The sequence below is a fragment of the uncultured Sphingomonas sp. genome (assembly GCF_964237335.1).
GTDB lineage: Bacteria > Pseudomonadota > Alphaproteobacteria > Sphingomonadales > Sphingomonadaceae > Sphingomonas.
On the sequence record NZ_CAXSHM010000019.1, the window covers coordinates 1 to 24,564 of the forward strand.

Here is a 24,564-nt window from a genome sequence, read left to right on the forward strand (position 1 = left end):
GCGGCGCGGCCCCGCACGGCGGCGGCGCGTTCAGCGGCAAGGACCCGACCAAGGTCGACCGCTCGGCCGCCTATGTCGCACGCTATCTGGCCAAGAACGTCGTCGCCGCCGGCCTTGCACGGCGCTGCACGATCCAGCTCTCCTACGCGATCGGCATCGCCGAGCCATTGAGCGTCTATGTCGACCTGCACGGCACCGGCAGCGTCGAGGAGGGCACGCTGGAGGCGGTGCTGCCCAAGCTCGTCCGCCTGACGCCCAAGGGCATCCGCGAGCATCTGAAGCTCAACGCGCCGATCTACAAGAAGAGCGCTGCCTACGGCCATTTCGGCCGCGAGCCCGAGGGCGACCATTTCACCTGGGAGAAGACCGACCTGGTGGAGCCACTAAAGGCCGCGCTCGCGGGCTGAGGCTTCGGTCCTCCGGCGGCGATCGCTTCTCCCGAGGGAGCGGACGATCGCCGCCGGATCATCATTGGTTGCGATTGGGGCATCATCGGTGCCTAAGGTAACGCGATGGAACTTCGCCCCGCGATCGGCCTGTTCGGCATCGTGCTGGCCGCGATCGCCGCGCAGCTCAACGACGCGGTCCTCAACATCGCGCTGAGCGACGTGGCCGGCAACATCGGCCTGTCCAACGATACCGCGACGTGGCTGCAGACGCTGTTCATCACCGGGCAGGTGCTGGGCATGTGCTCGTCGCCGTCGCTCGGCATCGGATTCTCGTTCCGCCGCTTCGCGCTGTTCGCGGTGTTCATGAACTGCTTTCCGGCCTTGCTGATGGCGCTGGGCGGCTCGACGGGCGCGTCGGTGCTGATCCTGCGCTTCGTGGAGGGCGTCGGATCGGGCTTCACCATCCCGCTGATCCTGACGGTCGCGCTCCGGTCGGTGCCGCCGGCGATCCGGCTCTATGCGCTGGCCGTCTATGCCCTGACCGCGACCATCACCCCCAACCTCGCGACGAGCTTCGCCGCGCTGTGGATCGACGGCGTGCAGGACTGGCGTTTCGTGTTCCTGCAACCGCTGCCCTGGTGCGCGGTCGCCGCCGCGTGCGTCTGGTGGGGCCTGCCGCAGGAGCCGCCGCAATATGACCGGCTCCGGCAATTCGACTGGATCGGGCTCTGCCTGGTCGCGGCGAGCTGGGGCAGCCTCACGATCGTGTTCGAACAGGGCGACCGGCTCGACTGGTGGAACTCCGCGCTGATCGTGATGCTGACGGCACTGGCGCTGGTGACGTTGCCCATGCTGGTGTTGTGGGAGCGGGTGGCGCCGGTGCCGCTGTTCCGCTTCGGCCTTCTCGCGCGGCGCAACCTGCTCTACCCGGTCGTCGGGCTGCTCGTCTTCCTGATCCTGGCGCTCACCGCCAGTTCGGTGCCGCTCCAGTTCCTGACGCAGACGCAAGGGTATAAGCCGCTGCAGGCGCATGAGGTGACGCTGACGGTCGCGCTGCCGCAGTTCGTGCTGCTGCCCCTCACCGCCTGGATCCTTGACCATGCCCGTGTCGACGCGCGCTGGATCAACGCCGCGGGCTATCTCCTCATCCTCGTCGCCTGTTTCGGCGCGGCGCACCTCACCTCGAGCTGGAACCGCGACCAATTCTATGTCTGGGAGCTCGTCCAGTCGGTCGGCTTCGCGTTCGTCGTCATGCCGATCCTGATGATGGCCACCAACGCGCTCAAGCCGGACGAAGGCCCGTATGGCTCGGCGCTGGTCAACACGCCGCGCGCGGTGGCGGAGGGGATCGGCGTGTGGGCGATGGAGCTGATCGTCCGCTGGCGCGGCGGGCTGCACCGCGACCGGATCGTCGACCTGATCGGGCAGAACCGCCTGACGCTGGAGCAACTGGGGCTGTTGCCTGCCGGCCAGCCGGGCGGCCCCGATCCGACGCTGGTCGCGATCAACGCCGAGGTGGCGCGGCAGACGGCGACGCTGACGGCGATCGACAGCTATGTGCTGCTGGGGTCGCTCGCGGTCGTGCTGCTGATCGCGCTGGCGTTGATCCCGACGCGCACCTATCCGCCGCGCATCGAACTCGCCGGTAACTAGGAGCGCCGTGTGGCCGACGATCCCGAACAGCAGAAGCAGGATGGCGAGCGACAGGGCGAAGGCGACGCCAAGAAGGACGACGAGAACCAGCAGCCCAAGGCGAAATGGCCGTGGATCGTCGCCGGGCTGGTGGTGGTCGTCTTCGTCGCGGCGATCCTGGTCCTCGTCCTCGCGCCGCACGAGAAGGTGAAGACCGAGGACGCCTATGTCACCGCGCATTACGCGATGGTGGCGCCGCGCGTCGCGGGGCAGATCGCCAGCGTCCCTGTCGACGACAACCAGCCGGTGCGCGCGGGCCAGCTGCTCGCGACGATCGACCCGCGCGACTATCAGTCGTCGCTCGACCAGGCGAGGGCGACGCGCGAGGCCGATCGCGCGCGTGTCCACCAGGCCGACGCGCAGATCGCCCGCCAGCCCTCCACCATCCGCCAGGCCTCCGCGCAGGTCGCGAGCGCGCAGGCGCGGCTGTCGCTCGCGAGCGCGGACCAGGCGCGCTATGCGGACCTCGCCGACACGGGCGCGGGCACGTTCCAGCAGCATCAGCAGGCGGACGCGTCGCTGCGCCAGGCGCAGGCCGCGCTCGCGCAGGCCGAGGCGGATTTGTCGGGCCAGCGCCACCAGCTCGACGCGCTGGTCGCCGATCGCGAGGCGGCGGTGGCGCAGGTCGGCCGCGACGACGCCAGCGTCCGTCAGGCGGAGCTGAACATCGGCTACACGCGGCTCGTCGCGCCGATCGACGGCACGGTCGCGCAGAAGACGGTCCAGGTCGGCAACCAGGTCGCGCCGGGCGTGCCGATGATGATGGTGGTGCCGCTCCACGCCGTGTTCGTGATGGCCGACTATCGCGAGCTGGAGCTCAGGCACATGCGGCCGGGCCAGGCGGCGCGCATCCATGTCGACGCCTACGACATCGATCTCGCAGGCCATGTCGACAGCCTGCCGCCCGCCTCTGGCGCCACCTTCTCGCCGATCCCGCCCAACAACGCGACGGGCAATTTCACCAAGATCGTCCAGCGCCTGCCGATCAAGATCGCGGTGAACGACAACCAGCCGCTCGCCCGGCTGCTGCGCGCCGGCATGTCTGTGGAGGTGACGGTGGACACCCATCTCGACGATGTGGTCGGCATGCAGGCGCACCGGACCGGACGGGTGACGGCGCCGTGAGGGGGCGGTTCCGGTCCTTTCCGCGTCACCCCGGCCTCGCCCTGCTCCTCGCCGGCTGCACCGTTGGGCCGACCTTCGAGCGACCCCATGTCGACGCGCCGCCTGCGTTCGGATCGACGCCGGCGGACGTCGCCAGCCACACGATCGCCGCCGAGGTCGACACGCACTGGTGGACGTCGTTCGCCGACCCCGAGCTGACCGCGCTCGTCGGCCGGCTCGCCACGCAGAACCTAGACCTGCAACAGGCGGCCGAGCGGATCGAGCAGGCCGCGGCGGAGCGCCGGGTCGTCGCCTCGCAGGGGTTGCCGCACATCGACGTCGGTGGCGTCGCGCAGCACGATCGCATCAGCAGGAACGGCATGGCCTCGCTGGAGGTGCCGGCGCCCGGCGCGCCACTGGAGTTCAACCTGTTCCGCCCGATGGTGTCGGCGAGCTGGCAGCTCGACCTGTTCGGCCGGGTGCGCCGCGCGGTGGAGGCGGCGAACGCCGACACGGAGGCGGCGGTGGAGGCGCGGCATGGGCTCGCGCTCTCCGCGATCGCCGACCTCGCGCAGACCTATGTCCAGTTCCGGCTGCTCCAGGCGCAGCAGGGCGTGCTGGAACGCAACCTCGCCATCGCCGACCGCCGCCGCGCGCTGGTCCGCATCCGCTTCGCCGACGGTGTCGCCACCACGCTCGACGTCGCGCAGGCGGACGCGCAGGGGCTCGGCATCGCGCAGGACCTGCCGACGCTGCGCAGCCAGGAGGCACGGCTGGTCAACGCGCTCGGGCTGCTGCTCGCCGAGCCCCCGCGCACGCTGACGGCGGAGCTGACGCGCGTCGGCCCCCTGCCCTTCGTGCCGCCGACGGTGCCGGTCGGCCTGCCCGCCGATCTCGCCCGCCGCCGCCCGGACGTGCGCGAGGCGGAGGCTCGGCTCCACGCCGCCACCGCCGAGACCGGCGTCGCGGTCGCCAATTTCTACCCGGACATCTCGCTGGGCGGCAATTTCGGGTTCGAGAGCCTGCATCTCGGCAACCTCTTCGACGCCGCGTCCCGCCAGTTCATGATCGGCCCCAGCATCGACCTGCCGATCTTCCAGGGGGGGCGGCTGACGGGCACGCTGCGCCTGCGCCGCTCGCAACAGCGCGAGGCGGCGCTGCAGTTCCGCCAGACGGTGCTCCAGGCGTGGCACGACGTCGACAATGCGATGGTCGCCTATGCCGAGGCGCAGCACCGCCGCGTCGCCGCGGCGTCGACCAGCGAGGCGGACGCGCGCGCGCTCAGGGCCGCCGACCAGCAATATCGGCAGGGTACGACCTCGCTGCTCGACGTGATCGCGGCGCAGGAAGGCATATTGCAGGGCGAGAACACGGTCGCCCAGGCGCAGGCCGATCTCGCGTTGCGTCTCATCGACCTGTACCGCGCGCTCGGCGGCGGGTGGGAAACGCTGCCGCCGGTCGCGGTCGACGCCAAGGGTGCCGGCGCGGCTCGTACCGCGGCAGGGCCGCCGCGATAGCGACGGCGTGTCAGCCCCGGCAGGTACCCGTCAGATGCGTCGTCCGCTGGTCGATCGTCGCCGTCATCGGTCCCTTGGGCGTCGGTCCCGCCAGCTTCACCCGGCCGGCGAAGCCCGCCGCGTCATAGGTCCCCGACCGGCTGAGCTGCATCGGTGGCCCCTTCTTCTGCGGGCAGGTGAGCGTCTGCGCATAGCGGCCGCCGGCGATCTGGAGGCTGTCGACATGGCATTGCGCCTTGGGATCGGGCGCCAGCAGCGCGGCGACACCGGTCTTCGCCTGGTCCGGCGTGACGCATTTGTGCTCGGCCTTCGACTTGCCCTTCATCATCCGGACGATGAACCCCGGCGCGCCGGGCACGGCAAGGTCGGCCATCGTCGACACCACGTCCCATCGGCCGGGCTGGATCGCCTGGGCGGCCGAGACGCCGGGCGTCGCAAGGAGGGTGAGGAAGAGCAGGTTGCGCATCGCGCGACCGTGGACTGCCGACGTGCGGCATGCAACGCCCTTGCCGCCGCCGCTCGTTCAGCGCAGCGGCGGCGCATGGGTGCCCGACGCGACCGCCTGACGATCTTCTTCGACGGCGGTTGCCGGCCCAACCCCGGCGCGATGGAGACGGCAGTCGTGGCCCGCGGCGTGGCGCATGTCCGGCGAGATCTGGGCGACGGCGACAGCGGCATCGCCGAGTGGCTGGCGCTGCGCCATGCCGTCGATCTGGCAATCGTGCTCGGCGCGAGCGACGTCCTGCTGATCGGCGACGCCGCCACGGTGATCGAGCAGGCGCTCGGGCGCCGATCGCCCCGCGACGATCGCCTGCGCGCGTATCGGCTGGCGTTCGCGCAGGCCGCCGCCGCGATCCCGCGCCTTCACCTCAAATGGGTGAAGCGCTCCAAGAATCCGGCCGGCGTGGCGCTCGATCGCCTGCCCGATCGGCCGGACTTCGTCGGCATGGCGACGACAGCCTCGACCCTCCGCGCGTCGGATCAGGCCGCCGGCGCCGCGGTCACTTCCGATATGGCCTCCCGGGCAGCATCCGCTGAAGCTCCGGTTCCCGGTCCAGCCACTGGTGCTTCAGCGCGCCGGCGACGTGCAGCCCGAACAGGCCATAGAGCAGGTATGACAGCCAGACATGCGCCGCGCCGAACAGATCGTGGACATGGTCGCGGGTCGCGGGGTCCAGACGCATGACGATGCCGATCCGCGGCCAGCCGATCAGACCGAACAGCTGCATCGGATGGGTCGCAGCGTCCTTCCACGCCGAATCCATGATCCACCCGCTCAACGGCATCGCGAAGATCAGCGCGTACAGCAGGATGTGAGTGGCGTGCGAAGCGGTGATCTCCCAGCGCTGATAGCTGGTCGGCAGCGCCGGCGGACGATGCGTCAGCCGCCACAGGAGGCGCATGACCGCCAGGCCCAGCACGGTGATGCCGATCGACTTGTGCGTGTCGATCGCCGGTCGCACGCTGGCGTCGGCCAGATGCGGCCATACCCAGGCCAGCGTGACGTTGGCGACGATCCCCGCGGCGACCAGCCAGTGGAAGGCGATGGCCACTCCCGAATAACGCTTGATAACCGGCAAACCTTCCCTCCCACTGTCCGTCCCGCGGACGATCGTTCGGCCATAGCAGGTTCACGCTCCTGCCGGTACGGCGTCGCCATGCCATCCCTTACCGCCACCCTGCACCTGCAATCGCCGCGCTACACGCCGCGGCGGATTCCGTGGAGCAGCCGGCTGATCGGGCTTTGCGTGCCGGTGGTCTTCGTCGTGCTCCTCCTCCAGGCGTTCCTGCGGCAGGGGCTGGCGATATGGTCCGTCGGGATCGCCTACATCCTGTACGACACCGTGCTGCTGGTCTTCACCGCCTGGCAGATCCGTGACCTGCGCGGCGGTCCGGCCGCCGGGACTACTCTCTTTGGCGCTGCCGGCCCAAGCTTCGGCGTCATCGTCGCCGCGCATGACGAGGGGCGCATCATCCGCCAGACGATCGATCGGCTGCTCGCGCAGGAGGAACCGCCCGAGGTCATCCTGATCGCCGACGACGGTTCCAGCGACGGAACGGCGGCGGCGCTGCTGGACGCGTACGGGATCGAACAAGCCGACCTCGGCATGATCGCGTCGACCGCGGTCCGGTCGACCAGGCTGCAATGGCTCCGGCTGCCCCACGGCGGCAAGGCGCGGGCGCTCAACGCCGCGCTCGAGCGGATCGCGACGGATGTCGTGCTGACGGTGGATGCCGATACGTTGCTGGAACGGGGCGCCATCGCCGCGATGCGCGCCGCGTTCGCCGCGGAGCCCGAGCTGGTCGCGACCACCGGCGTCCTCATCCCGATCTGCGGGCCGAGCCTGAAGGAGCGGCTGTTCGAGTGGTTCCAGTCGTACGAATACGTCCGCAACTTCCTGTCGCGCGACGCCTGGATGCGGCTCGACAGCCTGTTGCTCGTCTCGGGGGCGTTCGCCGCGTTCAGGCGCGACGCGGTCCTGACCGTCGGCGGCTTCGACCCCGATTGCCTGGTCGAGGATTACGAGCTCATCCACCGCCTCCACCGCCACGCCGCCGACACCGGGCTCGACTGGCGGGTGCGCGTCGTCGGCGGCGCCGTCGCGCGCACCGATGCGCCCGCCGGCGTCCGCGCCTTCCTCAAACAGCGCCAGCGCTGGTTCGGCGGGTTCCTGCAGACCCAGCACTGGAACCGCGACATGGTCGGCGCCCCCCGCTACGGCCGGCTCGGCACCCGCATGCTGCCGGTGAAGGCGCTCGACACGATGCAGCCGATCTATGGGCTGGGCGCGTTCGCGATCCTCGTGGGCCTGATCGCGACCGGACGGTTCGTGCTGGCGTTCCCGATCCTGTTGGTGATGATCGCGAAGATCGCGGTCGACCTTACCTTCCACCTCTGGTCGCTGGGCATCTACAAGCGCTGGACGGGCCGACGCGAGGGGTTGGCACTCGGGCCTGCGATCGCCGCGGCGGTCCTGGAGCCCTTCACCTTCCAGCTGCTGCGCCACGCCGGCGCCATCTATGGCTGGGTCGCGTTCCTGCGCGGACGGCAGAACTGGAGCCGATCCTCCCGCACCGCATTCGGCGATGATGCCGAGATGGCCACCTCGCGTTAAATCGGCGGCGGTTTTCTGGTGCCGGCTTGGCGGAGACGGAGGGATTCGAACCCTCGGTACGAGTAAACCCCGTACGGCGGTTTAGCAAACCGCTGGTTTCAGCCACTCACCCACATCTCCGGCTTGGCTGCGACGGCTATAACCGCGACGTGCGGCGGGATCAATGAGGCTCCGGCTGCTTAATCGGGCTCGCCCGCGATCCGTTCATTGCCCCGCAAGGGGCAAGCGGGTTAACCATGGCCAACGATGGTGGGGGTGACGGGCATGCGCAGGACGGAATGGATCGCGGGCGTCATGGCCGTCACCTGCTTGGTGGGAACCTGCCTTGTGGGGCCGGTGGGAGCGCAGGTGCGTACCGTCGATCCCAATCAGGCGATCGACCAGGACCTGTCGGGATCGCGGTCCTCCGCGCCCGTGCGCGCCACCGTGTCTCGTGCGCGCGCGGCGCAGGCGGCGGATACCGCGGTGGATACCGATGCGCCGGTCGCGGACGGCGCACCCGGCCCCGATCCGCAGGCGCAGGCCACCCCTGCCCCGGCGTATCGATCGTCGGACGCCGGACAGTCGGGCTATCGCCCGTCCGAGCCCGTGCAGGAGCAGCGCGCGGACGCGACGCGCGGCGCGGACGCCACCTTCCACCGCGACGACCTGATCGGCGCGGGCGAGGGCGTGTTCGGCAAGGGCGCGCAGGGCTTCGCCGGCATCATCGAGAAGATCCTGAAGGGCCAGGGCGAGCCCAATGCCTATATCGCCGGGCGCGAGGCGTCGGGCGCGGTCGTCGTGGGCCTGCGTTATGGCTCGGGGATGATGACCCACAAGATCGAGGGGCAGATGCCGGTGTACTGGACCGGACCGTCGGTGGGGTTGGACCTGGGCGGCGACGCGAACAAGGTGTTCGTGCTGGTCTACAACCTCTACGACAGCGCGGAGCTCTATCACCGCTTCCCGCAGGGCGAGGGGCATCTGTACGCGGTCGGCGGCTTCTCGGCGAGCTACCTGCGCTGGGGGCATGTCGTCATCATCCCGGTACGGCTGGGCGTCGGCTGGCGCGCGGGGCTCAACGTCGGCTACATGAGGTTCACCCGCAAATCGAAGTGGCTGCCGTTTTAGGTGCAGCGCGGCACGCGGCTACGCCCGTGTAACTCGCGCAAGCCCGGCCGGCGGGTCGCGCGAGCGAACCCGTCCGACGTCATGGGATTTTACTCCCATGACGGGCCGCTGCTTGCTCCGACCGTCGCCAGCGGGACCCCGGATCAGGTCCGGGATGATGCCATCACCCCACCATCCGCCACGCCAGCCGCTCGCCCGCCTGGAACGGCACCAGCGGCCCCTCATCCATCTCCACCGCCGCCAGCACCTCCCCGCCGTCGCGCACCAGCATCACCGTTCCGTCGTTCAACGGCAGGCCATAGAAGCGCGCGCCATGTTCGCTGGCGAAACCCTCGAACCGGTCGAGCGCACCCTCCTCGTCGAACACCGCCAGATAGGTTTCGAGCGCGAAGGCGGCGCTGAAGATGCCTGCGCAGCCGCAGGCGGATTCCTTCGCCGACGCCAGATGCGGCGCGCTGTCCGTGCCCAGGAAGAAAGACGGATCGCCCGACACCGCCGCCGCGCGCACCGCCAGCCGGTGGCGCTCGCGCTTGAGCACCGGCAGGCAATAGGCGTGCGGACGAAGCCCGCCGGCGAACAGCGCATTGCGATTGAGGTGGAGATGCTGGGGCGTGATCGTCGCGGCAATGTGCGGGCCCGCGGCACGCACGAACGCGACCGCCTCGGCGGTGGTGACATGCTCCAGGACGATCCGCAGGCCGGGGAAGTCGGCGATCAACGGCGCCAGCACGCGGTCCAGGAACACCGCCTCGCGGTCGAAGACGTCTACCGCCGGATCGGTCACCTCGCCATGGACGCACAGGACGAGGCCGGCGCGCTCCATCGCGGTGAACACGGGCGCGAGCCGCGCGACGTCGGTGACGCCGTGGCTGGAATTGGTCGTGGCGTTGGCGGGGTAGAGTTTCGCGGCGGTGAACACGCCTTCGGCGGCGCCGCGCGCGATCTCGGCGGGATCGGTGTCGTCGGTGAGGTAGCAGGTCATCAGCGGCGTGAAGCGCGTTCCGGCGGGAAGCGCGGCGACGATGCGGTCGCGGTACGCCTGCGCGGCGGCGATGGTCGTCACCGGCGGCGACAAATTGGGCATCACGATCGCCCGCCCGAACTGGCGCGCGCTGTAGCCGGCGACCGCGCGCAGCATCGCGCCGTCGCGCAGGTGGAGGTGCCAGTCGTCGGGCCGGCGGATCGTGAGCGTCCGGGGTTCAGTTTGCATGGCGCGATGCTTACTTGGGGAGGATGGACGAGACCACCCCGACGATGCTGGCGAAGCCGACGATGCTAGCGGATCGGGCGGTGCTGCGGCTGGACGGCGCGGAGGCGCGGCCGTTTCTGCAGGGGCTCGTCACGCAGGACGTCGCCGCCGTCAGGCCGGGTGCGCCGCGATGGGCGGGACTGCTGACGCCGCAGGGCAAGGCGCTGTTCGACTTCATCCTGTGGGACGCGGGCGAGGCGTTGCTGCTCGATGTCGAGGCCGCGCAGGCCGACGCGATCGCGCGGCGGTTGGCGATGTATCGCCTTCGCCGGGCGGTGACGATCGAGCCGGTCGCGCTGGCGGTTCATTGGTCGCCCGATGCCGGGCTGGACCAGGTCCCCGACCCGCGGCTCGCGGCATTAGGTTGGCGCTGGCTGGGGGCGAGCGGCGCGGCGGCGACCGGCTGGCACGCGCATCGTCTCGCATTGGGCGTCACCGAGGGCGTGGCGGAGCTCGGCCAGGACCGCACCCTGTGGCTGGAATGCAACGCAGGTGAGCTCGGCGGCGTCAGCTACACCAAGGGCTGCTACGTCGGGCAGGAGAACACAGCGCGGATGCACCACCGCGCCAAGGTGTCGCGCCGGCTGGTGGTGGCGCCGATCGGGCCGGAGGGCGAGCGGACCCGCGTGGCCTATCCCGAGCTGGGGTTGATCGTCGAGCATCGCCGGATCGATGCGCTGGGTGACGCGATCGTGCCCGAGTGGTTGCAACCTGCGCTTGTCGCGATGGCCGGCAACGAGGGCTGACACCACGTTTCGCCACGTTACCTCGGAGGCAGGTGCTTCGACAGGCTCAGCACCAACGGAGGTGATGGGTAAGCCTGATTCGATCGCAGCTTTCGCCGGGACGATACGCTGCGCCAACAAGAAAGGGAGGCCAGCTTACGCTGACCTCCCCTGTTTTGCATTCGGCCGTGAAGCCGGAGATTACTGGCCCGAACCCGGACCGTAGGTGATCTCCACGCGGCGGTTCTGAACCTCGCGCACACCATCGGCGGTCTCGACGCGCGGATGCGTCTCGCCGAAGGCCTGCGTCTGGATCGCGCCGTCCGTCACGCCATGCGACGAGAGATAGCCCTTCACCGAATTGGCGCGACGCTGTGACAGCCCCACGTTGTACGATGCGGCACCCGAGCGATCGGCGTAGCCGGCGACCATCACCTGCGCGTTGTTGCAGCTCTGATACTGCGACACCGCGTTGTCGAGGATCGAGGACGCCTCAGGCGTGATGTCCGACTTGTCCCACTCGAAGAACACGATGAACGGTCCCGGCGAGCAGACCGGCGCGACAGGCGGCGGGGGCGGCGGCGGAGGCGGGGGGGGAGGCGGCGGCGGGGGCGGCGGGGGCGGCGGAGCCGGCGGCTCGCCGAAGTTGTACGTCAGGCCACCCAGGATGCTGTGCGTCCGATACCGACCCGAGAAGGTGCGGTTCGTCACGTCGATCAGATGATCGTTCTGCGCCGTGAAGAAGCGGTACTTCAGAGTCGCGTCGATATGCGACGTCAGCGGGGCACGGATGCCGGCGATGCCCTGATAGGCGAACACCGTATCCGAGTCGCGCAGGAAGTAGCCATACTGGCTGAGGTCCAGACGCTCCTGAATACGCGCGACGCCGACACCGCCGCCGACGAAGCCCTGGAGCGAATCGTCATCGCCGAAGTCGAGAAGACCGTTGACCATGAAGCTGAGCGCAGTGTCGCGTCCGCGAGCACCGGGATAGGATCCGGCGGCCGCAGTCCCCAGCACACCGTTCGCCCCATAGATCGGCGTCGTGGTGGTGGTGCTGCGATAGCCGTTCACTTTTGCCGACTTGTAGCCAACTTCGGTCTCGACCCGGAACGGACCAAAGTCGTAACCGACCGTGCCGTCTACATCGTAGCCGTACTTGTGATCGACGGCAGACGCGCTCTTCACGCCACCGATGTCGTAGTGGATATCCTCCACAAGCATCGCGCCGCCCTCGGCGCCCACATACCAGGCCTTGTCACGAGCAAGTACGGGCGAGGCGAGAGCGGTTGAGGCAAGCGCCAGAATAACGGCAAGCTTCCGCATCATGGTCCCCTTTCTATTGGATTGTTTCAGTCAGGACTGCGCAAACCCCCTACCCAATGGTTGGTTTCGTCGCAATACGACAAATGCCCCGTCCTGTGACACAAAGGACACGTCCGGCGACGAAAGCCTCTTGGCACTTAGCCATCGGCCCCGATCGATCAACCCGCATCGATCAACCGCCTTCGATCAGTCCGTGCGCCCGCATCGCGGCCAGGATGCCGGCCACCGCGCCCCGTGCCTCCGCGTCGACCGTCGCGCCGCCAGCCGGATCGGACACGGCCGCCGCCCGCGCGCCGAGCACGGGAACGCCCCCGACCGATACGTGCCGCACGCGCGCCTCGCCGACCACCCATGCTCCGCCGTCGTGCCGCGCACGGCAGCGATCGGCCCGGCTCCAGACGCTCGCGCCGTCGATCGCGGCGATGAATCGCCAGCCGCCCTCGGTCCAGCCGGCCAGCGCACCCGGCTGTCCTGCCCAGTCGCCGGCCGGCGCGGTGCCGACGATCCACGCCTGCCCGGGCACGGGATCGGCGGGCGGCGTATCGAGGCCCACCGCCTCCACCACCGGCTGGACGGCGAGATCGAGGAGCGTCAGCGCCTCATCGTGGAACAGTTCCTTCTGCGCCTGCCCCGGCTGGAGCAGCGGCAGCGCGAGGCGCGCGGTGGTGTCGGTCATGGATGGTCCCTCTCAGAATGGTGGCAAGGCGATGGTGGCGGGCGGCGACTCGCCGTTGGTGCCCTGTTGGCGGACGGAGACGATCGTGCCGGGCAGCGCCGCCGCGTCGGTCAGCAGCAGATCGGGCGCCGCCACGATCTGGTCGACACCGCCGACGGTGACGCGATAGCTTTCCGTCTCCTCGACCAGCGGCGCATCGACGCCGTCGATCCAGCGCCAGCCGGCCCGGCTGCGGCGCACCCAGCCGAGCCGCACCCCGCCCGCGACGCGCTCGGCGCGCAGCCACGCCGGCGATGGCGGGCAAGTGGAGGCGCCCGTCAGCACGAGACCGGCCGTGACCGGCGACTGCGACTCGCCGACGCCGATCGCCATCACCCGGACGGCGCCGCCGATGCGGCCGGCGGGCAGGTCGATGCCCGTCACCGCCGACGCCTCGATCAGCGCGAACCGGTCTTCCGCCTGCGCGGTCCCGATCGAGCCTTCCGTGCCGCGTCGCCCGCGGAGCAGCCGGGATAGCCGCCAGCGATCGGGGCCGATCTGCTCGGCGCGGCCGAACTGGACCAGCTCGTCGCCGAGCAGCGCGAGATTGGCGCCCGCGTCGAGCGATGCGTCGTCGGCGCTCACCAGCGCCATGTCGGGCCGGGCGAGCGTCACCTCGGCGGTCGCGACGAGGTCGAACACCGTCGCGGGGCCGGCGCCGGGCGCGACCGCGACGGTGCCCAGCGTCGCCGGCGCGGCGGTGACGCCCGCGTCCGTCCAATGTCCGCCGTCATCGGTGGAGACCATCAGCGCCGCGCGCCGCCAGCCCGCGCCGGTCCCGCTCGCCAGCACCGTCACGCAGGCCACGTCCGGCGTCGTCCCGTCCAGCGGCGGCAGCTCGGCGGCGACCAGCAGCGTCCGCCCGATCGGCGCGTCGGCCTGCGCCAGCACGCGCCCGCTGCTCGCTGTGGCGACGGACTGGGATGCGGGGGAAAACGGCACGAGGGTGAGCGTCACCACCATCGCCTCCAGCGCGGCGTCCGTCACGCGCCAGCTCCCCGCCTCGTCGATGGCCACCACGTCGCCGGGCACGATCGCCATCGCCTCCGCGCCGACCGCGATCGTGCGGGTGGTGCGCGCCGCCTCCGCGCGGGCGAGCGCCGCCTCCGCCACGCCGCGCGCGTCATCGGCCGACAGCACCGCCGGCAGCTCCAGCCGCTTGTCGGTCGCGCCGGCGCCGGGCCGGCGCGCGCGCTGCAGCCCGGCCTGATAGTCGCGGTCGGGGTCGTAATGCGTCACCGTCACCGTGCGCGGCACGCTCTCGATCGCGGCGAGGCTGCGGGTGCGCCGCGCGCCGCGCGCCTCTCCTGCGGAACCCGCCGCGATGCCCGCGTCGGCCAGCGTCGCCACCGGCTCGCCCGCGCAGCGCAGCGCCACGCCTGCGTCCCCGGGCGCCCACCAGCCGCCGCACGCGTCAGCCAGCGTCTCCAGCGTCGCGCGGATGCTGTCGCCATAGGCGGAGAAGCCGATCAGCGGCATGTCGGCGCCGGAGCCATCAACCATGCCGCCCCCGAGCTCCGCGGCGATCATGCCCACCGTGACGGGATCGGCCTCCGCGACCAGCTCGAAGGTCAGCGATGGGATGCGGTTACCGAAGTCCGCGAGCTGCAACTGCTCGAACACCGCATAGGCGAGCCCGCGATGCGCGGGCGCCTGGCCCTCGGCGGCGGCGATCAGCGGGTCGGGCGGCTGGTCTTCGTCACCGATGTGCAGGCGGAAGGCGCCGACGTCGCTCTTCCAGTCGCCGCCCGCGCCGCGCAACAGGTTGCCGTCCGCCCAGATACGCCGCACCTCGACGACGCCCCGCGCCGACAGCGCGACGGCGAACGAGGCGGAATAGCTGTAGCTGGTGACGCTCGGCTGCCCCTTGCCCGAGCTGCTGGTCGCGTGGCTCTCGATCAGGTCGGTGGACCAGATGACGCAGCCGGCGACGCGCATCGTGCCGAACACGCGCGGCAGCTGGGTGCCGTAGGACGAGGTCTGTACCGACAGCTCGGTCAGTCGCGGGCCCTGTCGGCCGGCGGGCCGGAACAGCAGGTCGCGGTCGACCGCCTGGCCGAGCAGGCCGCCGATCGCCGCGCCGATCGGGCCGCCGACGATCCCGCCGACGGTGGTCAGGACAATCGTCGCCATCAGTCGATCCTCTCAGGATTGAGCCTCCAGATGCCGAGCACCGGCCAGGGCGGCGGCCCGGGCCGCTCGACGACGCGGCGCAGCGCGGCGTCGGCGTGGATGACGCCGTCGCCGGTCGTCACGGCGAGGTGGAACTGCGCGGCGCCGGCGGCGAGCAGCAGCACGTCGCCCGGCTCCGCCGCGTCCACCCGCCGCGCGAACCGGTCGACCAGCGCCGCGATCGCGTGCGCGTCGCCGCCGCGCAGCGCATAGTCGGCCGGCACCGCGTCCAACCCCGTCGCCCAGGCGACCAGCCCGACGCAATCGAGCCCGAACGCAGGGTCGCGCCCCTGCGGCCGGAACCGCACGCCGAGTACCGACCGCGCTCGGTCCAAGACCATAATGGCCCTTGCGGGCGGGGGCGGGCTCATGCTCCCGGATATCGCGTGAGCAGGTCGATGCCCGGCAGGAACGGCTCGCCGCGGAAATTGGCCGCGTTGGCGAACCGGTCGCGGCAGGTGGCGAAGCTCTTGTCGCAGCCCTCGACGATCTCGACGAGCGCGCCCGCGTCGGGCGCGTACACCGGCGGCCGGCGCAGCGTGACGGTCGCGCCGTCCGACGCCGCGACCGCGCTCTCCAGCCCCGAATTGCCGCCGCCCAGCCAGCGCAGCAGTCCCCAGCCCCACGCGTTCGCGCCCGGCTCGCCCGCGTCCAGCGTCACGGCAGCGCCCTCGACCGAGATCACCCGCGCGAACCGCCGCCGACCCGCCATCGCCACCCGGCACCGCGCGTCGCCCAGCTCGGCGCGGCACTCGGCCGACGTCTCCTCGACCACCGGCTGGGCGAGCGCGGCGGCGATGCCCTGGAGCTCGGCGGTGAAGCCGTCGTCCTTCGTCTCCACCGAGCCGATCGTGCCCGCGCCCAGCGGCACCGGCGGCGTCTCGCTGGTCCAGTCCGCCGCGAACAGCACGACGCGCGCGCCGTCCCAGCGGCCGGCGAGCAGGTCGGCCTCACCGATCGCGGCGCCGGTCAGCGCGCCCGCGACGTCCATCGTATCGGCGTCGAGCCCGTCCGACCGCTTCACCGCCGACGGCGTCATGCCCGGCGCGGCGCGATAGAGGAGGCCATCGATCGTCAGGTCGCGATCGTGGCTGGTCAGCCCGATCGCGATCCCGTCGCGCCGCTCCAGCCGCCAGCACAGGGCGATAGTGTCGAGCACGTCACTCATCGCCATCCTCCCGAAGCTCGATCAGCGGCACCGACGGCGCCTGCCCCGCCAGGAAGGTCGCGCGGCTGACGGAGAGCCTGTCCTCGGCGAAGCGCACAGGCACGTCGAACGCGAAGCTCGCGGTCACGGGAACGCCGGCCGCGGGCGGAGCATCCAGCACCACCCAGCCGCCCGGATCGAGCGACCAGCCCTGCGTCGCCACGCCGCCGATGCTCACCGACACGCTGCCCGCCACCGGCCGGGTGATCCGGCGCACCGGGTCCCCGTACGTCTTGACCAGCGCGAACCGCCGCGTCGCGCCGTCGCCGGTGCCCAGCAGCTCGCCCGCCGCCGCGGCGTCGAACGGATCGCGCAGCCGGAACCCGCGCGCCGGCCCCATGCGGGCACGGAAGAAGGCGAGCAGCGCGGCGATGTCCGCCTCGCTCCTGATGCCCGGCCCGACGTCGTAGCTCGCGCGCGCCTGCGCCCAGCTCGCGGTGCGCCGCTCGGCACCGCCCGCGCCCGTCACGATCGCGGTGGAAAAGGCGGGCGCCACCTCCGCCTCGCGGCCCAGCGCCAGCGGGAAGTCCACGTCGTCGAACGCCTGCACGTCATCCTCCCCTGTCCCCAAAGAACTCCAGTGCACGAAGCCGTCGCGGATCACCTGCGGCAGCGCCCAGACGAACCCCGCGCCGACGCCGCGCGCGAGCGCCACCTGCGCGGCGGCCTCGATCCGGTACCATTGCGCGCGATCCGCCGGTGCGAGCACGAAGCCCGACAGGTAATGCTGCGCCGCCGCCGGATAGCCGAGCCGCGCGCCCGCCTCGGCGACACCCTCGCGCGTCGCGGGCGTGTTCCCGGCCGTCACCCAGTCGTAATCCTCCAATTGGAGCACATCGAACGCGGGCGCCGCCCAGCCGGTCGGCAGGTTCGCGCGCCTGATCTCGGGCGCGGCGGGATCGAGCACGCCGGGCAGATACGTCAGCAGGTGCGCGACGCATCCCGGCGCCGCCGCCCGCGCCGCGGCGACCAGCGCGGCGGTGGAGGCGGCGAGGCACGCGCCGGCCCGATCGAGGCTCGCTGTTTGCGCCTCGTCCAGCGGCCCCCGCACGCTCGCGATCGGCACCGGCGCGAACGCCGCTACCGCGGCCGTATCGCACATGCACGGAGCGCCATCGGCCCCCACCCACCACCATGGCTCGCCGATCTGATATTTGGGCGCGAGCCCAGCGGCGATGGCGATGCCAAGGAACGCCGCCGCCACCTGCCGAAGATAGCCCATCGCCGCATCGTTGGCGGGCGACAGCAAGGTGGAGGGCGGCACCCAGCCGGTCAGCGCCGGCGACCCGTCGGCGGCGCGCTGCTTCCAGTCCCCCCAGCAATGCTGGTCGAGCAGCTCGTACGACACCGACCAGATGATGTCGTAGCCCAGCTCGCGCGCCCGCGCTGCGAAGTCGCGGTGCCACGCCGATGCCGCGACGTTGAGGACGGCCTGTCCTGAGCCTGTCGAAGGGCCACCGGCCAGGCTCGCGTACCAGCCACCGGAGTTGGCCTCGAGCCGCAGGTAGTGGCTCATGCCGACATAGTGGCAGATCGCGCCGCGATAGCCGAGCTGTAGCGCGTTGCGCAGCAATCGCGCCGGCGTCACATTGTAGCTATCGTCGTAGCCGCTCGCGATGGACAGCTCGTGCTCGGGCACCACCACGTCGCCGATCGCCAGCACCGCGCCCGGCCCGTCGCAGCGCATGTCCGTCAGCTCCACCCAGCCCTCGGCGGGCGCCGACAGAGGGGCATCGGTGCCGTCGTAGCCGGGCGCCACCAATGACACGAACATCCGGTCGACGTCGCCCGCCCACACCGGCTCCGCCTCGCCCGGCAGCAGAAAGCCGCCGTCGAGCCCTGCGAAGTCGATCGTCACGGCCGCATCCTCCGGCGATCCGGTGGCATAGTTCCACAACCGCACGTACCAGGCCTTCGCCGTGCCCGACGCGTCGCGGCCCTCGATCGTCAGCACCGGGCCGTTCACCGCATCGAGCGGCCGGACGCCGCCCGAGCGCCAGCGGAACGACAGCCGACACCCGCGAAAGTCGCGCGCCGTCTCATAGGCCAGCAGCGGATGATCGAAGCGATCCGCCGACTCCCAGATCAGCCCGGCGAGGTCCGACCCGCGATAGAACACCGCATCGACGCGCAACCCCTGTCCTGAGCCTGTCGAAGGGGCGTCGGGCGCGGTGGTGGTGACGGCCGCCATCATCGGGCGCGGGAAGTTGACGGTCCAGAAACGCGGGTCGAAACGCTGGATGACGCCGGTCTCCTGGCCGCGACGCGATGGGGCGAGCCAATAGGGCATGTAGTGGCTCCTTTCTCGTTTGGGTGAGCGCAGACGATCCCACCCGTTCGTCACCCCGGACTTGTTCCGGGGTCCAGCGCGGTCCGAGCGACACGCATCGACGTCGAGGGCCAGCCCTCGTGGAAACCTGGACCCCGGAACAAGTCCGGGGTGACGGGAGGGGTCCCCTCAAACCCCCGCCAGCGCCGCCTTCACCGCGCGCGCGACCTGGCGGCTCGATCGTTGCAGCGCGGCCGGGGCCTCGCCCGCGCCCGCCTGCACGCTGATCGCCACCCGCACGTCGCGCGCCGACCCGGACCCCGACCCCGACGGCGCCGCCGCGACCGATCCGCTGCTCGTCGGCACGAACAGCTCCGGCCCGCGCTCGCCGACCATGTACGCCCGCCCCGGCGACACCGGCCCGCCGGTCGCACGGCCGGGCAGGCCGGTCAGCAACCCCGCCGCCGCCGTCAGCAGGCTGCCCGCGCCACCGCTGGCCGTCCCGCCGCCCAGGATCGACTGGATGCCGCCCTTCAGCGCCGCCGCGGCGATCTGGTCCATCGCCGACAGCGCCACCTTGCGCAGGTCGTCGAAGCCCAATTTGCCTGATTTGACCGCGCGCAGCAGCGACGTCTCGATCGCGCGACCTGCCACGTCCGCGCCCGACCCGAGCCCGTCGCCGAGCGAGCTCTTCATGCTCGCCACGTCGCGCGCGAAGCCCGCGGTGTCGGCGCGCACGCCGATCACCAGCCGTTCGATTTCCTCATCCATCGGGAAAAGCCTCCATCAATCGTCGGATCGTGCCAGCGTCGGGTGGAGTGGCGGGCGGCGCCTTGCCGCCAGCCTCATCCCCCGCCCCATCGCCGGCCAGCGCGCGGATCACGCAGGCCAGTTCGGCGGGCGTCGCGGCCCAGAACTCGCCCGGCCGCCAGCCGAGCAGCGCCCCCGCCGCGCCCGCCAGCCGCGCGGCCGCCGCGGCGAAGGTGACGGTCGGGCCCTCGACCGTGACGTCGAACGCGCCGGGTAGCGCGCCGGCCGGGCGGGGCGGTTTCATCGCCCCGCCAGTATCTGGCCCAGCAGCACGCGCAGCACCGGCGTCACCGCCGCCAGCCCCAGGCTCGCAATCCCCTCGCCCAGCGCCTCTCGGCTCAGCCCCGCCGGCGGATCGCGCAGGCAATGCCAGAACAGCGCCGCCGTCTCCGCCAGCGACAGCCGGCCCTCGGCGGCACGCTCCACCAGCGCGAACAGCGGGCCGAGCTCGCCCTCCGCCACGACCAGCGCGGCGAAGCTCGGCCGCATCACCAGCGTCTCGCCCGCGATGCGCAGCGACGCCTCGCCCCTTGTCGGATTAGCGGGCGCCGGATTGGCGGGCGCCGGATTGGCGGGCGCCGGATTGGCCCCGCCGCTCATGCCGCCACCACCGGCCCGGCGCTCTCCAGCGCGAGGGTATAGGACCGCTCGCCGTTGAAATCGCCCGCGTAATCGAGCCGGGTGACCAGGAACCGCCCAGTCATCGTCTCACCGCTCTCGAAGGTCAGCTGGTAATCGTCGACCGTGCCGGCCAGTACGCTCCCGCGCACCCGCACCTCCGCCGGCGAGCCCGTGAACACCCCCGCCGCCGCCACGCTGACCGATCGCACACCCGCCCCCGACAGCAACTCCCGCCAGCCGCCCGAATCCTTGCTGGTCACCTCGACCGCCTGGCCGTTGACGGATAGCTGCGTCGTGCGCAGCCCCGCCACCGTTGCGAACGCGGGCGGCGACGCGCCGTCGCCCACCTTCAGCAGGAAGGCGGAGCCTTTTTCCACAGGCATGTCTGTTCTCCTTGTGAACTCTTGAGGCAATGGCGACGGCAAAGCCGCCGCCGTGACGTCGATCGGGTTCGGCGATGCCGACCCGTCGGCCGGACCAGCCGCTGCGCTACGCTCACCGGCGCGGACGTGGCCGCGCCTGCGGCTAGTCCTCCCGATAAATCCGCACCCGCCATTCGACGCTCGCGACCCAGCGGTCGCCCGCCGCCCGCGTGATCCGGCTGCGCGACAGGCGGATGGTGGCGAGCCGCCAGCCCCCATTCGGACCGGGCCCCAGCGCCGCGTCCAGCCCCGGCAGCGCCGCCTCGACCGCGCCGGCGAGCGCGCGCAGCCGCACCGGGCGCTCGCCGCCGCCCCCGCCTGCATCCTGGACCAGCACCGCCAGCGTCCCCTCGCGCCCCGTCCAGCCCTTGGCGCCCCAGTCGGTCAGCACCGGCTCGTCCACCACCGCATAGGGCGGCGCGGCACGTGAAGGAGGTGCATCGAACACGGCCACGCCCGCCAGCGCGGGCTCGGCCGCCAGCGCCGCGACCACCGCCGCCTGCAGCACGCTCCCACCACCGCCGCTCATCGCAGCAACCCCGCCGGCCAGCGCAGCAACGGCTCGCTCAGCACGCCGCGCCCCGTCACCACGATGCCGTCGCCGGTCCGCGCGACGGACACGCCGGGGACGGCGGCGCGCACGGCGTCGGCGAGCTGGTCCGCCGTCCGCGCTGCCGCCGCCGCGCCGGCCCGCGCCACGCTGTCGGGAACGCCCGGGGTCATCGCCCGCCTCCCGGCGTCATGTCGCTCCGACCGTCGCCCAGCCGCAGCCGCCGGAACGGCCGCCACAAAGCAACGACGTCCGCCGACGGCACGGTCGCCGCGTCGCGATCGGTGAAAAGCCCCGCCGCCATCGCCACCACGCCCTGCGCGATCGGCGCGGGCACGTCCGCCCAGTCGGTCGCGAGCCCGGCGGTGTAGGCGACCGCCGCCAGCGGCGCGCCACCCCGAACCCGCACCCAGCCGCGCCCGTCCGCGGCGATATCGATCCGATAGTCCGCCACCGGCAGCACGAACGGCGCCGCGTCCGCCGGCAGCCCGGTGGTGTGGGCGGTGACGCCGGCGACCAAGCGCACCGGCTCGGTCGCCAGCCGGTGCCAGGCGCCGTCGGCGGCCACCACATCCTCGAACCCGCGCACGATCAGGCTCGCGCCCAGGAACGCCTCCGCGCAGCCGATCGCCACGGCCGCGAGCCGCTGCACCAGCGCCGCCTCGGCGCCGTCCGCCAGCCGCAGGAACCCCGCGACCATCGCGCCCGCGTCGGCGAGCACGCCGACGGGAGTCACTGAGTCCGTCATGTCTTGGCTCCTTTGTTGATCCGCTCACGCGGATGCGGTGCCGGCCCGCTCCCCCTCCCCACCTCCCAGTCAGGATAATGTCTTGGGAGGTGGGGAGGGGGAGCGGGCCGGCACCGCCCCTGATCCAGCTTCGCTGGATCAGAAGATTACGCCGCGCTGAAGCGCATCAGCTTGATCGCTTCCGAGTTGCTCACGCAGCCGCCGATCCGCTTGGTCGCGTAGAAGCTGGTGAACGGCTTGTTGGTGTACGGATCGCGCAGGATCGACGTCTCCGTGCGCTCGGCGATCAGATAGCCCAGTCGGAAGTTGCCGAAGGCGATGCTGGGCGCGTCGGCGGCGATGTCGGGCATGTCCTCCGCCTCGATCACCGGATAGCCGAGCAATGTGGCGGGCTGCTGCGCCGAGAGGCTCGCCTGCCACACGAACGCGCCGTCGCTCGTCTTGAACTTGCGGATGCGGGACAGCACGCTCGCGTTCATTACGAACACCGCGCCCTGCCGGTACGGCGTGCGCAGCGACTGGACCAGGTCGATCAGCCGCTCCTGCGGGTCGTCGCCGAAATCGCCCGCCGCGCCCGACGGCAGATATTGCAGCGTCCCGAACGGCCGGCCTGCGTCCCCCGCCGGCGCGACCGGCGCCTGCAGGAAGCCGCGCGGGCGGTTGACGCCCGATCCGTTGACGAACGCCGATCCCTCGGCGCGCGCGAACTCGGTGGCGATCTCGCCGGCCAGCCAGGCGTCGGCGTCGAAGGCGGCGTCGTCCAGCATCGCCTGGCTGGCCGACGGGTTGGCGTAGAGCTCGCCCATCGGCGGCGCGATCTCGGCGAAGGCGGGCGTGTCGGTCGCGGGCCGGGCGGCGATCTCGGACGCCCAGCCGGACGGCGTGCCGCCGGTCGTCACCAGCTTGCGGTAGCCGGCCGAGCCGACCTTCACCACCTGCGCCAGGCCGCGGATAGGCGAGATCGACGTCAGCGTCCGGTCGATGACCGCGTCGATCTCCGTCGGGATCGCAAAGCCGCCGCTATCCCCCGTCACGCCGGTGAACGCCTTCATCTCCAGCGTCGCGCCGGAGCGGACATAGGCGCTGAACGCCGAGGCCCGCGTCGCCGACGCGGCCGCCGCCAGTACCGGGCGCGTCACCGGCGCCTGATCGATTACGTCTTCCATGTGTGTTCTCCTTGTTGAAACTCTTGCATCCTCCCCCGCCAGGGGGAGGGGGACCAGCGAAGCTGGTGGAGGGGGAGGACTGGCTGACGTTTGGGGTGCCTCCCCCTCCGTCAGCCTACGGCTGCCACCTCCCCCTGGCGGGGGAGGATGAGTTGAAGTCAGTCGCCGCTTACGCCCGTCACCCGCGCGAGCGGCTGCATCGGTTGGGCGACCAGGCTCACCTCGATCAGGTCGACGGCCAGCAGCTCGCGCCGGGCGCCGTGGCGGACGGTGACGGGGCGGTAGCCGACCGACAGGCCCTGGCCCTCGGCCACGCCGTCCGACCCGCCCGTCACTTCGCCCGAGACGCGCAGGCCGCGCTCGTCCTCCGCCACCTGCACGCGCCCGACCGCCACCCCGCGATGCTGCGCGAGCAGCGGCACCTCGCGAGGCTCGCCGAACGCGCCGCGGCGGAACACGTCGCCCGCGCGGTCCACCCGGTCGAACAGCGCCGCATATCCCTCGAAACGGATCATGCGGGCACCGCGGGCAGACCCACCATCGCCCGCTTCTCCGCTTCCGTCAGGAAGTCCGCCGCCGACACCGTCGCCCACAGCGTCGCGCGGTCGTCGGCCAGCGCCGGCACCCGGTCGAGGTCGATCGCCAGCGAAGCGCTCCCATCGCCCTCCCACTCCGCCCAGCCCGCCAGCCCCGCCGCCAGCCCGTCCAGGATCGCGCCCGCCATCGGCAGCACCGTCAGCCGCCACAGCGCCCGGTTCGCCTCCTTGTAATTGGCGTAGGTCGAGTCGCCGGGCAGGCCGAGCAGCATCGGCGGCACGCCGAACGCCAGCGCGATCTCGCGTGCCGCCGCCGCGCGCGTGCCCGCGAAGTCGAGGTCGGCGGGCGACAGGCTGAGCGGCTGCCACTTCAACCCGCCCTCCAGCAGCATCGGCCGCCCGGCGTTAGCGGCGCCCGCGAAGGCCGCCTCCATCTCGGCGCGCAGCCGCTCGAACTGGTCGGGGCTCAGCGCCGCCCCGTCGCCCGGATCGTACACCAGCGCGCCCGACGGCCGCGCGGCATTGTCGAGCAGCGCCTTGTTCCAGCGCGCGGTCGCATTGTGCACCGCCACCGCGCCCGACGCCGCGCTGAGGCAACCGGCGCCGAAATGATCGTCCAGCGGGTGATAGCCGCGCAGATGGACCACCTCCGGCCGCGGCGCATCGGGCGAAAGCCGCGCGACCGACGTCCCCACCTGATAGCGATAGGCGGCGGGCCACCCTTGCGCGTCCGCCTCCACGCTCACCCGCTCGGGGCGGAGCGGATAGAGCGCCGCCGGGCCGCCGTCGGCGCGGGCCAGCACCTGGACGAACGCGTTGCCGTGCAGCAGCAGCTGCGCCGCGATCGTCTCCAGCAGCGGCGGGCCGCCGGTTCGCGCACTGACGAGCGCCAGCAGCCGCGCGTCCGACGCGACCAGCGGCGCGCCGCCCAGGCTTTCGGCCACCAGCCGCACCGCGCGCTGCGCCACCGCATTGCCCAGATACGCCTCGCGCACCTGCGCCTCGTACGACCGCGGCCAGTCGCCGGTCACCCCGCCGCCGAAGCCGACCGCGCCACGAGAAAGGGCCGGCCGCGACACCTCGCGACCGGCCTTCCAGCCGAACAGTTTCATGGTTATAC

26 protein-coding genes, 1 tRNA gene and 1 pseudogene are annotated in these 24,564 nt (G+C 71.7%); 8 read left to right on the forward strand and 20 right to left on the reverse strand.

The window, feature by feature from the left end; genetic code table 11:
- The 4 genes from ACFE65_RS10760 to ACFE65_RS10775 all read left to right on the forward strand — a co-directional run.
- Window positions 1–407 (forward strand): methionine adenosyltransferase domain-containing protein (locus tag ACFE65_RS10760; protein WP_375382363.1); only part of this gene is annotated, 407 nt, incomplete at its 5' end.
- 105 nt (window positions 408–512) lie between these two features.
- Window positions 513–2,042 carry an MFS transporter gene (locus ACFE65_RS10765; protein WP_375382364.1) on the forward strand — a complete coding sequence of 510 codons (1,530 nt, stop codon included), beginning with the start codon at window positions 513–515 and terminating at the stop codon, window positions 2,040–2,042.
- A 9-nt stretch (window positions 2,043–2,051) separates the two neighbouring features.
- Window positions 2,052–3,206, forward strand: a complete 1,155-nt coding sequence (locus ACFE65_RS10770) for an HlyD family secretion protein (RefSeq protein ID WP_375382365.1) — start codon at window positions 2,052–2,054, stop codon at window positions 3,204–3,206.
- The gene (locus ACFE65_RS10775; protein WP_375382366.1) at window positions 3,203–4,702 is read left to right on the forward strand and encodes an efflux transporter outer membrane subunit; all 1,500 of its coding nucleotides are present in this window, start codon (window positions 3,203–3,205) and stop codon (window positions 4,700–4,702) included. Before ACFE65_RS10770 ends, ACFE65_RS10775 begins: the two co-directional genes overlap by 4 nt.
- A gap of 10 nt (window positions 4,703–4,712) precedes the next feature.
- Here ACFE65_RS10775 and ACFE65_RS10780 read toward each other — a convergent pair whose 3' ends face one another.
- Window positions 4,713–5,168, reverse strand: coding sequence for a DUF3617 domain-containing protein (locus tag ACFE65_RS10780; protein ID WP_375382367.1), 456 nt, complete (start codon window positions 5,166–5,168; stop codon window positions 4,713–4,715).
- A gap of 141 nt (window positions 5,169–5,309) precedes the next feature.
- Here ACFE65_RS10780 and ACFE65_RS10785 point away from each other — a divergent pair.
- Window positions 5,310–5,537: pseudogene (locus ACFE65_RS10785) on the forward strand (reverse transcriptase-like protein); the annotation flags it as partial.
- Between the two features lie 166 nt (window positions 5,538–5,703).
- On the opposite strand, the gene ACFE65_RS10790 reads toward ACFE65_RS10785, so the two are convergent.
- Window positions 5,704–6,282: a cytochrome b gene (locus ACFE65_RS10790; RefSeq protein ID WP_375382368.1), complete on the reverse strand. Its 579-nt coding sequence runs from the start codon at window positions 6,280–6,282 to the stop codon at window positions 5,704–5,706.
- Between the two features lie 78 nt (window positions 6,283–6,360).
- On the opposite strand from ACFE65_RS10790, the gene ACFE65_RS10795 reads away from it, so the two are divergent.
- Window positions 6,361–7,818: a glycosyltransferase family 2 protein gene (locus ACFE65_RS10795; RefSeq protein ID WP_375382369.1), complete on the forward strand. Its 1,458-nt coding sequence runs from the start codon at window positions 6,361–6,363 to the stop codon at window positions 7,816–7,818.
- A gap of 27 nt (window positions 7,819–7,845) precedes the next feature.
- On the opposite strand, the gene ACFE65_RS10800 is transcribed toward ACFE65_RS10795, so the two are convergent.
- A tRNA-Ser gene (locus ACFE65_RS10800) sits at window positions 7,846–7,938 on the reverse strand.
- Window positions 7,939–8,082: 144 nt separating this feature from the next.
- Between ACFE65_RS10800 and ACFE65_RS10805 the strand changes: the two genes are divergently transcribed.
- The gene (locus ACFE65_RS10805; RefSeq protein WP_375382370.1) at window positions 8,083–8,928 is read left to right on the forward strand and encodes a DUF1134 domain-containing protein; all 846 of its coding nucleotides are present in this window, start codon (window positions 8,083–8,085) and stop codon (window positions 8,926–8,928) included.
- Window positions 8,929–9,091: 163 nt separating this feature from the next.
- Here the strand turns inward: ACFE65_RS10805 and pyrC are convergent, their stop codons facing one another.
- Window positions 9,092–10,138, reverse strand: a complete 1,047-nt coding sequence (gene pyrC, locus ACFE65_RS10810) for a dihydroorotase (protein ID WP_375382371.1) — start codon at window positions 10,136–10,138, stop codon at window positions 9,092–9,094.
- Between the two features lie 23 nt (window positions 10,139–10,161).
- On the opposite strand from pyrC, the gene ACFE65_RS10815 reads away from it, so the two are divergent.
- Window positions 10,162–10,923, forward strand: coding sequence for a YgfZ/GcvT domain-containing protein (locus tag ACFE65_RS10815; protein ID WP_375382372.1), 762 nt, complete (start codon window positions 10,162–10,164; stop codon window positions 10,921–10,923).
- A 180-nt stretch (window positions 10,924–11,103) separates the two neighbouring features.
- Here ACFE65_RS10815 and ACFE65_RS10820 read toward each other — a convergent pair whose 3' ends face one another.
- The 16 genes from ACFE65_RS10820 to ACFE65_RS10895 form a co-directional block, all read right to left on the reverse strand.
- The gene (locus ACFE65_RS10820; protein WP_375382373.1) at window positions 11,104–12,228 is read right to left on the reverse strand and encodes an OmpA family protein; all 1,125 of its coding nucleotides are present in this window, start codon (window positions 12,226–12,228) and stop codon (window positions 11,104–11,106) included.
- Window positions 12,229–12,400: 172 nt separating this feature from the next.
- A complete protein-coding gene (locus ACFE65_RS10825; RefSeq protein ID WP_375382374.1) occupies window positions 12,401–12,904 on the reverse strand; it encodes a DUF2793 domain-containing protein in 504 nt (167 codons plus the stop codon).
- 12 nt (window positions 12,905–12,916) lie between these two features.
- Complete coding sequence (locus tag ACFE65_RS10830; RefSeq protein ID WP_375382375.1) at window positions 12,917–15,076, reverse strand: phage tail protein; 2,160 nt, start codon at window positions 15,074–15,076, stop codon at window positions 12,917–12,919.
- Window positions 15,076–15,456: a peptidoglycan endopeptidase gene (locus ACFE65_RS10835; protein WP_375382376.1), complete on the reverse strand. Its 381-nt coding sequence runs from the start codon at window positions 15,454–15,456 to the stop codon at window positions 15,076–15,078. The genes ACFE65_RS10830 and ACFE65_RS10835 overlap by 1 nt, the downstream gene beginning before the upstream one ends.
- A 26-nt stretch (window positions 15,457–15,482) precedes the next feature.
- On the reverse strand, window positions 15,483–16,283 hold the full coding sequence (locus ACFE65_RS10840) for a DUF2163 domain-containing protein (protein ID WP_375382377.1): 801 nt from the start codon (window positions 16,281–16,283) through the stop codon (window positions 15,483–15,485).
- Entirely contained in the window at window positions 16,276–18,612 is a 2,337-nt protein-coding gene (locus ACFE65_RS10845; RefSeq protein WP_375382378.1) for a DUF2460 domain-containing protein, read from the reverse strand. The genes ACFE65_RS10840 and ACFE65_RS10845 overlap by 8 nt, the downstream gene beginning before the upstream one ends.
- Before the next feature lie 168 nt (window positions 18,613–18,780).
- Window positions 18,781–19,362, reverse strand: a complete 582-nt coding sequence (locus ACFE65_RS10850) for a tail tape measure protein (RefSeq protein ID WP_375382379.1) — start codon at window positions 19,360–19,362, stop codon at window positions 18,781–18,783.
- A complete protein-coding gene (locus ACFE65_RS10855) occupies window positions 19,355–19,645 on the reverse strand; it encodes a phage tail assembly chaperone (RefSeq protein ID WP_375382380.1) in 291 nt (96 codons plus the stop codon). Before ACFE65_RS10855 ends, ACFE65_RS10850 begins: the two co-directional genes overlap by 8 nt.
- A complete protein-coding gene (locus ACFE65_RS10860; RefSeq protein WP_375382381.1) occupies window positions 19,642–20,001 on the reverse strand; it encodes a gene transfer agent family protein in 360 nt (119 codons plus the stop codon). Before ACFE65_RS10860 ends, ACFE65_RS10855 begins: the two co-directional genes overlap by 4 nt.
- On the reverse strand, window positions 19,998–20,405 hold the full coding sequence (locus ACFE65_RS10865) for a phage major tail protein, TP901-1 family (protein ID WP_375382382.1): 408 nt from the start codon (window positions 20,403–20,405) through the stop codon (window positions 19,998–20,000). Before ACFE65_RS10865 ends, ACFE65_RS10860 begins: the two co-directional genes overlap by 4 nt.
- Window positions 20,406–20,547: 142 nt before the next feature.
- Window positions 20,548–20,973, reverse strand: coding sequence for a DUF3168 domain-containing protein (locus tag ACFE65_RS10870; RefSeq protein WP_375382383.1), 426 nt, complete (start codon window positions 20,971–20,973; stop codon window positions 20,548–20,550).
- Window positions 20,970–21,167, reverse strand: coding sequence for a hypothetical protein (locus ACFE65_RS10875; protein ID WP_375382384.1), 198 nt, complete (start codon window positions 21,165–21,167; stop codon window positions 20,970–20,972). Before ACFE65_RS10875 ends, ACFE65_RS10870 begins: the two co-directional genes overlap by 4 nt.
- The gene (locus tag ACFE65_RS10880; protein ID WP_375382385.1) at window positions 21,164–21,742 is read right to left on the reverse strand and encodes a hypothetical protein; all 579 of its coding nucleotides are present in this window, start codon (window positions 21,740–21,742) and stop codon (window positions 21,164–21,166) included. The genes ACFE65_RS10875 and ACFE65_RS10880 overlap by 4 nt, the downstream gene beginning before the upstream one ends.
- A gap of 146 nt (window positions 21,743–21,888) precedes the next feature.
- On the reverse strand, window positions 21,889–22,908 hold the full coding sequence (locus ACFE65_RS10885; RefSeq protein WP_375382386.1) for a phage major capsid protein: 1,020 nt from the start codon (window positions 22,906–22,908) through the stop codon (window positions 21,889–21,891).
- Between the two features lie 158 nt (window positions 22,909–23,066).
- Window positions 23,067–23,423: an HK97 family phage prohead protease gene (locus ACFE65_RS10890; protein WP_375382387.1), complete on the reverse strand. Its 357-nt coding sequence runs from the start codon at window positions 23,421–23,423 to the stop codon at window positions 23,067–23,069.
- Window positions 23,420–24,556: a phage portal protein gene (locus ACFE65_RS10895; protein WP_375382388.1), complete on the reverse strand. Its 1,137-nt coding sequence runs from the start codon at window positions 24,554–24,556 to the stop codon at window positions 23,420–23,422. Before ACFE65_RS10895 ends, ACFE65_RS10890 begins: the two co-directional genes overlap by 4 nt.
- Window positions 24,557–24,564: the final 8 nt, after the last annotated feature.